This is a genomic window from Yoonia sp., from assembly GCF_036770585.1.
GTDB lineage: Bacteria > Pseudomonadota > Alphaproteobacteria > Rhodobacterales > Rhodobacteraceae > Yoonia.
On record NZ_DAIPIW010000081.1, the window covers coordinates 1 to 10,376 of the forward strand.

Below are 10,376 nucleotides of genomic sequence, written 5' to 3' on the forward strand. Positions count from 1 at the left end.
TGCGTGACCTTGCGGGCCTGATCGTCATCGACTTCATCGACATGGACGAGCGGCGGAACAATGCCGCCGTCGAAAAGCGCTTCAAGGACCGGTTGAAAACCGACCGCGCCCGGATTCAGGTTGGCCGGATTTCCGGCTTCGGCCTGATGGAGATGTCGCGCCAGCGTCTGCGGCCCGGCATGCTGGAGGCGACGACGCAGATGTGTCCGCATTGCCATGGCACGGGTCTTCTGCGGTCGGACGACAACGTGGCCTTGTCGATCCTGCGCGCGCTGGAAGAGGAAGGCGTGCGGGGACGCAGCAAAGAGGCGCTGGTCAAGGCGCCGATCAGCATCGCCAACTTCCTGATGAACGCCAAGCGCGAGCATGTCGCGGATATCGAGGCGCGCTATGGCATGGCGGTGCGGATCGAATGCGATCCGGCGCTGATCTCACCCGATTACGAGATCGAAAAGTTCAAGACCGCGACACGGGTCGTGCCGGAGCCGGGACAGGTCGTGACATCTGCGGCCATCATGGACGAGGACGACGAGGCGGACGACAGCGGGATCATTCTGGAAGAAGATGAAGAGGCGGAAACCGTCGCAGCGACGCAGGAAGACGGCGACAAACCCAAGCGCAAGCGCCGCCGCCGTCGCCGCCGTCGGGGCGGTGCCAACCGCGACGCCGAAGGGCAAGCCGAGACACAGGGCGAGGGCGCCGAGGACGATGTGGCAGAGGATGCGGCAGCGCCTGCTGATCCGGATGGCGAAACGGTCGAGACCGAGGTCGAGGCGAAACCCAAGCGAACCCGCTCGCGCCGCAAGAAGCCCGAGCCGACGCCGGAAGAAGCGGCTGCCGAACCCGCAGCCGATGTGACCGAGGCTGCCGAAGAAAAGCCTGCCCCGAAGCGGCGCACGCGCAAGAAGGCGCCCGAGGTTGCCGCCGAGGCAGAGCCATCGGGGAACGATCCGGTGGCGGCGGAAGCGGCCGCAGAACCGGCCGCAGCCGAAGAGGCACCGAAACCCAAGCGCACGCGCAGCAGAAAGCCCGCAGCGGCAGCAGAACCTGCGCCTGTGGCAGAGGCTGAACCGGTGGCAGAGGCTGAACCTGAGCCTGCACCTGTGGCAAAGGCCGAACCGGCGCCAGAACCTGCGCCCGCACCTTCTGCAACCGCAGAAGCGAACGAGGACGCGCCACCCAAGCCGAAACGCAAAGGCTGGTGGTCGATCGGGCGCTGATGTCCGGCAGTATCGGGATCAAGGGGGGGCTGCGGCTGAAAAGGCGCAGCCCCCCGGCTTTTCATGCGCTGGTCAGGGCAGGGCGCTGCCCGATCTTGCAGGGCTGATCTGCCAGCCCGCGGGCTGGTTTAGGCTTTGCGGATGTAATAGACCTGCGCGCTGCCCTGATCTTCGGTCAGGGCCAGCGCATGGCCCGCCTCGGCGCAGAAATGCGGCATGTCGATCACCGCTGCCGGATCGTCCGCCTCGACCCGCAAAACCTGCCCCGATGCCAGCGCCTGCAAGCGCTTGCGGGCCTTCAGCACGGGCAGGGGGCAAAGCAGCCCCTTGGCATCGAGATCAGCGTCGAATTCCATGGCGTTGAGGTAGGCGGGATGTTTCAGCTTGTCCACCAAGATGTGACAGCTTGGCGCGTGACCTTCATCGCGCACTCACATAGGAAAGGGGGCAAAGAGGAACCTGATGCTCGACACCGCGCTCATCTTCGATGCTGCCTTGCTGCCTGCGATGATCGTCGCCCTTGCAGCCGGTGTCCTGTCGTTTCTCAGCCCCTGCGTGCTGCCTGTCGTGCCGCCCTACCTGGCCTATATGGGTGGCGTTTCAGTCAGCGAGATGGAAGAGGCCGCGCGCGCGCGTCGGCGGGTCTTTGTTTCGGCTGTTTTCTTTGTCTTGGGATTGTCGACCGTCTTTTTGCTGCTCGGCATGGCGTTTTCGGCGCTGGGGCGGATGCTGCTGCAATGGCAGGACGCCATGCTGATCGGCGCGGGCCTGTTGATCATGGTGCTGGGCGCGCATTTCATCGGGGTTTTCCGCATTTCGTTTCTGGATCGTGAAATGCGCGTCGATGCTGGTGACAGGGGCGGGTCGGCCTTTGGCGCCTATCTGCTGGGTCTGGCCTTTGCCTTTGGCTGGACGCCCTGCCTTGGGCCGATCCTTGGCGCGATCCTGTCGCTTGCGGCCTCCGAGGCGGATGTCTCGCGCGGGGCGGCCCTGCTTGCCACCTATGCCATCGGTCTGGGCATCCCCTTTCTGCTGGTGGCGGCCTTCTTTCCGCGCCTCAAGGGGTTGATGGGGTGGATGAAACGACACATGGAAAGGATCGAGCGCACCTCGGGCCTGCTTTTGTGGACCGTGGGTCTGATGATGATCACCGGCCAGTTCGCCGCCTTCAGTTTCTGGCTTCTGGAAACCTTTCCTGCGCTGGCGCTGGTCGGCTAGTCCCGCTAGGCTTGGCCCGCAAGGCAGGCGAGAGGCGGGCATGGGTGCGACGGAACGGCAGGTCAGACGACGGCGGGTGTTCCACATCCCCGGCTACGACCCGTTCCATCCGCGCCGCTACCGCGAGCTTTACCGCAAGGAAGGCGCCGCACAGGCCGAGATCTCGGGCTACCGGATCGGCATCAGGCCCGCCAGGTCCGATGACAGTTTCCGCTGGGTGGTCGGGGCCGAGATCGAGGGCAAGGCCGTGGCCAGCCAGATCGACGTGCTGGTCTGGTCCGACATCGTGCGCGACAGCATGGCACAGTCGATCCCTGCGACCTACCTGCAACTGCTGCGCACCGCATGGGTCTATATCGCGTCGGGTGCCCTGCGGCGGCTGATGTGGATGCGCAAAGGTCCGGTCATCGCGGCGCTTTATCCTGTGGTGTTCCTGCTGGTCCAGCTTCTGATCGCGATTGTGGCCGGCGTGCAGGTGGGCGGGGTGGTGAAGGCGCTGTTGCAGGGCGCCTTCGGATTTGTCGGGCTCGCTGATTACGCAATCCTGCGCGCGCTGATTTTCCTGTTGCAATGGACGGCCTTTGCCGCCGTCGCTGTCGTCATCATCCGGTGGTTCAAGTCGATCGATAACAGGGTCTTTGCCTACTACCTGATGCATGACTATGCCTTTTCGGCCCAGTTCGGCGGGGCCAATCCGCCCGCGCTGGAGACGCGGATGGCCGCATTCGGCGACAAGATCGCGGCCGCGCTGACAGGCGATGTCGATGAGGTGCTGGTCGTCGGCCATTCCTCGGGCGCGCATCTGGCGGTGTCGGTGCTGGCCGATCTGATCCGCGCAGGGCGGGTGCCGCAGAACGGCCCCGCGCTGGCCTTCCTGTCGTTGGGGCAGGTGGTGCCGATGGTGTCGTTCCTGCCGAAAGCAAAACGCCTGCGCGGCGATCTGGCCTATCTTGCAACCTCAAAGGCCCTGACATGGGTCGATGTCACCGCCCCGGGCGATGGCTGCTGCTTTGCGCTATGTGATCCCGTGGCGGTCTCGGGGGTCGGGCCGAAGGGCAAGCGCTGGCCGCTGGTGATTTCGGCGGCCTTCACCCAAAGCCTGACGCCAGCGCGCTGGAAGGCCCTGCGGTGGCGGTTCTTCCGGCTGCATTTCCAGTATCTTTGCGCCTTCGATCAGCCGAAGGACTATGACTATTTCCAGATCACCGCCGGACCCCGCCTGCTGCGGGACCGCTTTGCCGGGCGCGCACCGTCGCGATCGCGGATCGACGTTCCGGTTTCCAAATATACGTCCGTCGCGTGATGGATCGGCACCCGCCCAAACCTGCCTCGCGGCCCGAGAAGGTCTCGCTCTGGCGGTATCTTCGGCTTTTTCGCAAAGACATCCTCTCGGCGCAGCCCGAGAAGCTTTACCGCGCCTGGATGGCCGAGTTTCGCACGCCGTTCTTTCGCAGCTATCTGGTCAATGATACCGATCTTGTTGATCTGGTGCTTCGCGGACGCCCCGATGACTTTCCGAAATCCGACCGGATCGGTGCAGGACTTCAGCCGCTTTTGGGGCGAAGTGTCTTTCTGACCAATGGCGAAGAGTGGAAACGTCAACGCCGCATCATCGACCCCGCCTTCGAGGGCGGGCGCTTGCGTGATACCTTTCCGGGCATTCTGGCTGCCGCCGATGCCGGTGTCGCGCGGCTGAAAGGTGCCAATGGCACCCCGCAAGAGATCGAAGCCATCGCCAGCCATATGGCCGCCGATGTGATCTTCCGCACGCTCTTCTCGATCCCGATCGAGGATGCGACGGCCCAAGAGGTCTTTCACGCCTTCCGCGCCCACCAGCGCACGCAACCGATCCTGAACCTTGCCGCCTTCATCCGTGGCCCCTCGTGGATGCCGCGGTTCTTTCGGTCCGAGACGAAACGGACCGCGGCCCATATCCGGCGGCTGATCACCAAGCTGACCGACGATCGTTTGGCGCTGATCGGCGCAGGGCGGGCGCCGGACGATCTTGCCACCAAGATCATGACGACCGTCGATCCGCAGACGGGCCGGACCTTCACGGCCGAGGAAATGGTCGATCAGGTCGCGATCTTCTTTCTTGCAGGCCATGAGACCAGCGCCTCGGCCCTGTCATGGGCGCTCTATCTGCTGGCGCTTTACCCTGAATGGCAGGACAAGGTCGCCCAAGAGGCGGCGGATTTCGACGGGACTTTCGCCGCGCTTTCCCGGCTCAAGGTCACCCGCGACGTGTTCCGCGAGACCCTGCGGCTTTATCCGCCGGTGCCGATGATGGTGCGCGAGACGGCGCGGCCCGAGACCTTTCGCAAGCGCCTTGTCGCGCGCGGCTCGCAGATTGTCCTTTCCCCATGGCATCTGCACCGCCACACGCGATTTTGGGATGAACCCGATGCTTTCGATCCCGCCCGCTGGGAGACAGAGGGCGGCAAGGCCACGGCACGATCCGCCTATCTGCCGTTTTCTGCCGGGCCGCGCGTCTGCACCGGCGCGGGTTTTGCGATGATCGAGGGTGTCGTTCTGCTGTCGCGGCTGGTCAGGGACTATCGCTTCGCCGTGCTTGCCGCGCGCCAACCGATTCCGGTCGCACATCTGACGGTGCGCGCATCTGACGGGATTTGGCTGACAATCAGCCGCAAAACCGATTCTTGTTCTCAAAATCGGAACAGTCCCCAAAAGGCGTGAATGTCGTCCAGACGTGAACAAAGCCCCCGCCAACGATTCACTTTTGCCCGCAAATGCAGCAAAACACGGGGGGTTCGTGATGACGACCTTACCGGTAAGCGGGAAGCATTAACTGTTTATCATGAATGTGATTGGCAGCGATGCCCAGTTTGTGCCACACCTATGGCATCGCAGTTCCCACTCGGTCACAACTCTTTAGGTTTGACGATGACAGTTTCACTTCCAGGTTCTAAGAAACGCGGTCTTGGCGGGTTGCTGGGACGCAAGGATGTCCGGTCGACGAAACCTGCTGCACGCAAGCAGCTTGATCCGGCGCAGATCGCCAAGCTGTTCCAAAAGGGTCACGAACCCGTGGAAAAGCCCCAGCCAGAGCGTCTGAACGCGGCCGAGAAGAAAGAACGGGACAATCTGTCCGTTCTTCGCGGTGCGCTTTACGCCCCCAAGCGCTGATCCGACAGCGCCCGCTCCAACACGAAAATCCGGATGGCCGAGGCGAGGCCGATATCGCCGCGTGATGCGTCGATGCGCGCGGCAAGCCCGTTGATCGTGTCGCCATCGGCATCGGCGATGCGTTTGAACTCTTTCCAGAACAGGTCTTCCAGCGACACGCTGGTCCGGTGACCGCGCAACGTCAGCGAGCGTTTGACGGGGCGTCGGTGATCCGCCATCAGCCGTCCCGCTTGTGCTGTTCGAGGCGCATCAGCCGCCGCGCCTCGCGTGCGGTGTCGGCTGCCTTTTCGGCCTTGCTGCGGCCAAAGCGGATGGCGTTCTCATCCGCCTTGGCTTTCGCATCACCCTTGGCCTTGGCCTTGCGCAGCTTGTTGAGGTTGACCGGCTTCACTTGGGGCCGATCATCTCTTCTGGGCGCACGACACGTTCGAAGGTTTCCTCGTCCACGAAGCCCAGCTTGACCGCCTCTTGCTTGAGGGTCGTGCCGTTCTTGTGCGCGGTCTTGGCGACGGTCGTGGCGTTGTCATAGCCGATGGTCGGGGCAAGGGCGGTCACCAGCATCAGCGATTCCCGCATCAACTGGTCGATCCGGCGTTCATCGGCCTGAATGCCGACGACACAGTTGTCCGTGAAGGCCCCGCAGGCGTCTCCGATCAGCTGCATGGATTGCAGCACGTTATAGGCCATCATCGGCTTCATCACGTTCAGTTCGAAATGACCCTGGCTGCCGGCAAAGCCGACGGCGGCATCATTGCCCATGACATGGGCGCAGACCTGCGTGATCGCCTCGACCTGGGTCGGGTTGACCTTGCCGGGCATGATCGAGGAGCCGGGTTCGTTTTCGGGCAGCATCAGTTCACCCAGACCGCAGCGCGGGCCCGAGCCCAGCATCCGGATATCGCAGGCGATCTTGTAGAGGCTGGCGGCCACGGTTTTCAGCGCGCCGGACATCTCGACCAGCGCGTCATGGGCGGCGAGGGCCTCGAACTTGTTCGGGGCGGTCACGAAGGGCAGGCCGGTGATGTCGGCCATATGCGCGGCCACCGTTTCGCCCCAGCCCTTGGGGCTGTTCAGGCCGGTGCCGACTGCGGTGCCGCCTTGCGCCAGCTCGTAGATCGCGGGCAGGGCGGCCTTGACGCGGCGGATGCCCATCGCGACCTGATGCACGTAGCCCGAGAATTCCTGCCCCAGCGTCAGCGGTGTCGCGTCCATCGTATGGGTGCGGCCGATCTTGATGATGTGGTCGAACGCGGCCTGTTTGGCGGCAAGGGCGCTATGCAGCTTTTCCAGACCCGGCAGCAGCACGTCGCGGGCGGTCATGGCGACGGCGATATGCATCGCGGTGGGGAAGGTGTCGTTCGACGACTGGCCCATGTTGCAGTGATCGTTGGGATGCACGGGGTCCTTCGATCCGATGACGCCGCCCAGAATTTCGATCGCGCGGTTGCTGATCACCTCGTTGGCGTTCATGTTCGACTGGGTGCCGGACCCCGTCTGCCAGACCACCAGCGGGAAGTGATCGTCAAGCTGGCCTGCGACAACTTCGGATGCCGCCTGAATGATCGCATCGGCGCGTGTCGCATCCAGTTTGCCGCGCTCTTTGTTGGCAATCGCGCAGGCCTGTTTGATCACGCCAAGCGCACGGACGATGGCCAGGGGCTGTTTTTCCCAGCCGATGGGAAAGTTCATGATCGACCGCTGGGTCTGTGCGCCCCAATAGCGGTCTGCGGGCACCTCAAGCGGGCCAAAGCTGTCGGTTTCGGTACGAGTGGCGGTCATGATGCTCCCCTTGGCTGTGGTTCCCCTGACCTATAGGCACGCCAAGGTGCGAGGGCAATAAGCCAGCAAGGCGGCGGGCGTGCTGCGCGGCGCGAAAGCCTATTTGCGGAACTTGTCGAGGCTGACCACCTCGGCTTCGCGTGGTGCATCCGAGGGTTTGTCGTCAGGTTCGACCATCACGTCCATCGGCGCTTCGGCGTCATCGTCCTCGTCGCTGTCGTCGTCACCTTGGGTTTCGAACCGCAGGCCGAATTCCACCGAAGGGTCGACGAAGGTCTTGATCGAGTCGTAGGGGATATACAGCGGCTCGGGGTTGTCACCGAAGTTCAGCGTGATCGCGAAGCCTTCATCGGTGACATCGAGGTCGGCGAACCAATGCTGGATCACGATGGTCATCTCGCCGGGATAGCGATCCGACAGCCAGTCGGCGATCTCGACATCGGGATGCATGGTGTCGAAGGTGATGAAGAAATGATGGCTCCCGGGCAGGCCATCCCGCTGCACGCTTTCCAGAACCGTCTGGATCAGGCCACGCATGGCGCGGTGCATCAGGTTTCCATAATCGATCGATTTTGTCGCCACGGGTGCAATGCTCCTCTGATGCTGTCAGCATACGGAAATCGAAGGCGGTGAAAAGGGGACTTCCGCGCAGGTCGCTAAACCAATGACAAAGCGCCCGCAATAGCGGCACAGACCCCCAGCACAAGCGGGAAGGGCCACTTGCGCCACAGGATCAGGGCCGCCGCCAGGGTCCCGAGGGCAAGGGCCGTCAGATCCAGCGTCTCGATCTGCGGCAAGATGGTGGTGACAGGACCCGCGCGGATCGTCGTGACCTCTGTAAAGAAGACGTGCAGGGCAAACCAGAGCGACAGGCTGGCGATGACGCCCACAACGGCGGCTGTGACGGCTTGCAGGGCAGCGCGCAGTCTCGGCTTTCCATCCAGCCAGTCAATGAGCGGCGCGCCGGCAAAGATCCAGATAAAGCAGGGCACGAAGGTCACCCAAAGCGTCATCGCCCCTGCAAGCAAGGCCAGCGCGGTCCCACCTTCGGCTGCCCCTGCAAGCATCCCGACGAATTGCGTGACAAGGATCAGCGGCCCCGGTGTCGTCTCGGCAAGGCCCAGCGCGTCGATCATCTGTGCCGTGGTCAACCAGCCATAGGAAACGACGACTTCCTGGGTCATGTAAGCCAAGACGGCATAGGCGCCGCCGAACGTGACAACGGCCAGAAGCGAAAAGAACAGACCCAGTTCGACAAGGAAGTCCTGACCCGCAAGGGCTGCGGCCAGTATCGGCAGCGACCAGAGCATGACGCCGACCACAACGATGATCAGGCTGTTGCGCCATTGCGACGGAACCGGCAGAGGCGCCGTGGCTGCGGCTGGCGTTTGCACGGCCCCCACGAGCGCGGCAAGGGCGATCACGACCGGGAAGGGCACGGCAAGAAAGAACAGTGCGACGAAGGTCACAAGGGCGATGATCCGATGGGTCTGACAGCCGAGGGCCCGGCCCACGATCTTGAGCAGGGCCGCGATGACGATCACCACGACCACGGCTTTGACACCGGTAAACAGGGCCTGCACGAAGGGCAGCGCGCCGAAGCTGAGGTAAAGCATGGCGAGAAGCGCGATCACAGCGGCGCCCGGCAGCACGAAAAGACCGCCGCCGATCAGCCCGCCGATGATCCCGTGCTTCTTCCATCCCGCATAAGTGGCAAGCTGCATCGCCTCGGGTCCCGGCAAAAGCATGCAGAACGACAGCGCCTTGAGGAATTCCGCCTCGGTCAGCCAGTGGCGATCCTCGACCAGTTCCTTGTGCATCAGGGCGATCTGGGCGGCAGGCCCGCCGAAGGACAAAAGACCGATGCGCCCGAACACGCGGAACAACTCGTTTGTCATGCGTCCCCTTTCGGCAGCCGGTTGCATGTCGCGCCCCGATCTCGCCCGCCTTTTGCAGGCTGATCACGACAAGACCGTGACAGCTTTCCAGACAGCTTTCCAGACTGGCGCAATCCCTTGGTGCAGGGCATCGGCAGCGTTACCCCAGAACGCGGCTGATCTCGCGCAGGATCTTGGCGCGCAGGGTTTGCGGATATTCGCGGTGCTGGCGTGCGGTCATCACGAAACCGTCCCGTGTGATGACCGAGTCGCGGTAGAAGTTGGTGATGGCCAGACCCATCGATTCAATCGCGATCCCGTTGATGGTCACGCCCGCCCGCTGGGCTGCATTGCGGGCCAGCCGGACGTCGGTGCCGGCGTTCGCCGTGCCGTCACCCGATATGTCGATGACCTGCCGCGCGCAGGGCGGGGCGCTGCGCAGCAGGTCGAGCGAAAAGTGGATCGCTTCGGCAGGCGCGGTGTCGGACAGCACGAAGGCGCGCTCAAGCGCGCGGGCTTCGGCCGAGAGGCGCATGACGTCCAGCGCTGTGCGGACCTGCGTCCAGGGGATCGAGACCGCCTGTTTGTCGACGCCCGACCATTGCACGACGGCAATCGCTGTGCCGGTTTGCACCAGCGCGTCGCGTATCTCGGGGTCTTCCAGCGCGTCGGCAAGGCCATCGACCTGCAAGCGATATTCGGCCACATCGACCGAGTTCGAGACGTCGATCGTCAGAACCAGCGCGGTCTCGCAAGCCCGGACCGCGGTGGGGCCCAGTGCGATGACACCGCAAAGCAAAGAGGCAAGGAACTTCATCCACCTAATGTGGCACGCCCCGATCCTGGGGCAAGCCTGAACTTTGGGCAAGGCAATGACATGAACGCAGGAATGCAAGGTGTTGAAAGTGCAGGTTTCTGTTGCCAGGTACCTGCGAACCCCGCCTAGAGAAGCAATTCCCTAGGGCTTAGATTTCAGTATTCCGCACTGCTTAGGCAGCGAGGGCAACTGGAGCTTTGTTGTCGTTTGCAACTAGCTTATGTGAACCGATAACGGTGGTATCTCACCGGGACAAAGCAAACCCCTTTACACGTTCGTCGATCCTGTTTCGGCCCCATGATCCCCAAACGAAGGATG

Annotated in this window: 12 protein-coding genes and 1 other RNA gene; 5 read left to right on the top strand and 8 right to left on the bottom strand. The window is 63.2% G+C overall.

Features of this window, described 5'->3' with window-relative positions; translation table 11 throughout:
* Positions 1 to 1,220: ribonuclease E/G (locus tag V7N12_RS12110; RefSeq protein WP_333714849.1), on the top strand; the 1,220-nt coding region annotated here is incomplete at its 5' end.
* A gap of 128 nt (positions 1,221 to 1,348) precedes the next feature.
* Here the strand turns inward: V7N12_RS12110 and V7N12_RS12115 are convergent.
* A complete protein-coding gene (locus V7N12_RS12115; RefSeq protein ID WP_333714861.1) occupies positions 1,349 to 1,576 on the bottom strand; it encodes a sulfurtransferase TusA family protein in 228 nt (75 codons plus the stop codon).
* A 106-nt stretch (positions 1,577 to 1,682) separates the two neighbouring features.
* Here V7N12_RS12115 and V7N12_RS12120 point away from each other — a divergent pair, with 106 nt between their 5' ends.
* The 4 genes from V7N12_RS12120 to V7N12_RS12135 all read left to right on the top strand — a co-directional run bounded on the left by V7N12_RS12120 (position 1,683) and on the right by V7N12_RS12135 (position 5,585).
* On the top strand, positions 1,683 to 2,438 hold the full coding sequence (locus V7N12_RS12120) for a cytochrome c biogenesis CcdA family protein (protein ID WP_333714850.1): 756 nt from the start codon (positions 1,683 to 1,685) through the stop codon (positions 2,436 to 2,438).
* Between the two features lie 40 nt (positions 2,439 to 2,478).
* Positions 2,479 to 3,741: a hypothetical protein gene (locus V7N12_RS12125; RefSeq protein WP_333714851.1), complete on the top strand. Its 1,263-nt coding sequence runs from the start codon at positions 2,479 to 2,481 to the stop codon at positions 3,739 to 3,741.
* Positions 3,741 to 5,135, top strand: a complete 1,395-nt coding sequence (locus V7N12_RS12130) for a cytochrome P450 (protein ID WP_333714862.1) — start codon at positions 3,741 to 3,743, stop codon at positions 5,133 to 5,135. Before V7N12_RS12125 ends, V7N12_RS12130 begins: the two co-directional genes overlap by 1 nt.
* A gap of 207 nt (positions 5,136 to 5,342) precedes the next feature.
* Positions 5,343 to 5,585 (top strand): hypothetical protein, encoded by a 243-nt coding sequence (locus tag V7N12_RS12135; RefSeq protein ID WP_333714853.1) that lies wholly within the window; start codon positions 5,343 to 5,345, stop codon positions 5,583 to 5,585.
* On the opposite strand, the gene V7N12_RS12140 is transcribed toward V7N12_RS12135, so the two are convergent.
* From V7N12_RS12140 to ssrA, 7 genes are all read right to left on the bottom strand, one after another.
* On the bottom strand, positions 5,567 to 5,803 hold the full coding sequence (locus V7N12_RS12140) for a ribbon-helix-helix domain-containing protein (RefSeq protein WP_333714855.1): 237 nt from the start codon (positions 5,801 to 5,803) through the stop codon (positions 5,567 to 5,569). The two genes, V7N12_RS12135 and V7N12_RS12140, sit on opposite strands and share 19 nt — an antisense overlap.
* Positions 5,803 to 5,976 (bottom strand): DUF4169 family protein, encoded by a 174-nt coding sequence (locus tag V7N12_RS12145; RefSeq protein WP_333714856.1) that lies wholly within the window; start codon positions 5,974 to 5,976, stop codon positions 5,803 to 5,805. The genes V7N12_RS12140 and V7N12_RS12145 overlap by 1 nt, the downstream gene beginning before the upstream one ends.
* Positions 5,973 to 7,364: a class II fumarate hydratase gene (fumC, locus tag V7N12_RS12150; protein WP_333714857.1), complete on the bottom strand. Its 1,392-nt coding sequence runs from the start codon at positions 7,362 to 7,364 to the stop codon at positions 5,973 to 5,975. The genes V7N12_RS12145 and fumC overlap by 4 nt, the downstream gene beginning before the upstream one ends.
* A 99-nt stretch (positions 7,365 to 7,463) precedes the next feature.
* A complete protein-coding gene (locus V7N12_RS12155; RefSeq protein WP_333714863.1) occupies positions 7,464 to 7,913 on the bottom strand; it encodes an SspB family protein in 450 nt (149 codons plus the stop codon).
* Between the two features lie 107 nt (positions 7,914 to 8,020).
* Positions 8,021 to 9,262 (bottom strand): chromate efflux transporter, encoded by a 1,242-nt coding sequence (gene chrA, locus V7N12_RS12160; RefSeq protein WP_333714859.1) that lies wholly within the window; start codon positions 9,260 to 9,262, stop codon positions 8,021 to 8,023.
* 139 nt (positions 9,263 to 9,401) lie between these two features.
* Entirely contained in the window at positions 9,402 to 10,058 is a 657-nt protein-coding gene (locus tag V7N12_RS12165) for a DUF1194 domain-containing protein (RefSeq protein WP_333714860.1), read from the bottom strand.
* A gap of 87 nt (positions 10,059 to 10,145) precedes the next feature.
* Positions 10,146 to 10,376, bottom strand: a transfer-messenger RNA (tmRNA) gene (ssrA, locus tag V7N12_RS12170); the annotation flags it as partial.

Coding starts and splice junctions, on each gene's coding strand:
- V7N12_RS12165 (WP_333714860.1), bottom strand. CDS start 10,058: ATGAAGTTCCTTGCCTCTTTGCTTTGCGGTGTCATCGCACTGGGCCCC.
- chrA (WP_333714859.1), bottom strand. CDS start 9,262: ATGACAAACGAGTTGTTCCGCGTGTTCGGGCGCATCGGTCTTTTGTCC.
- V7N12_RS12125 (WP_333714851.1), top strand. CDS start 2,479: ATGGGTGCGACGGAACGGCAGGTCAGACGACGGCGGGTGTTCCACATC.
- V7N12_RS12135 (WP_333714853.1), top strand. CDS start 5,343: ATGACAGTTTCACTTCCAGGTTCTAAGAAACGCGGTCTTGGCGGGTTG.
- V7N12_RS12120 (WP_333714850.1), top strand. CDS start 1,683: ATGCTCGACACCGCGCTCATCTTCGATGCTGCCTTGCTGCCTGCGATG.
- V7N12_RS12140 (WP_333714855.1), bottom strand. CDS start 5,803: ATGGCGGATCACCGACGCCCCGTCAAACGCTCGCTGACGTTGCGCGGT.
- V7N12_RS12130 (WP_333714862.1), top strand. CDS start 3,741: ATGGATCGGCACCCGCCCAAACCTGCCTCGCGGCCCGAGAAGGTCTCG.
- V7N12_RS12155 (WP_333714863.1), bottom strand. CDS start 7,913: ATGCACCGCGCCATGCGTGGCCTGATCCAGACGGTTCTGGAAAGCGTG.
- V7N12_RS12115 (WP_333714861.1), bottom strand. CDS start 1,576: ATGGAATTCGACGCTGATCTCGATGCCAAGGGGCTGCTTTGCCCCCTG.
- fumC (WP_333714857.1), bottom strand. CDS start 7,364: ATGACCGCCACTCGTACCGAAACCGACAGCTTTGGCCCGCTTGAGGTG.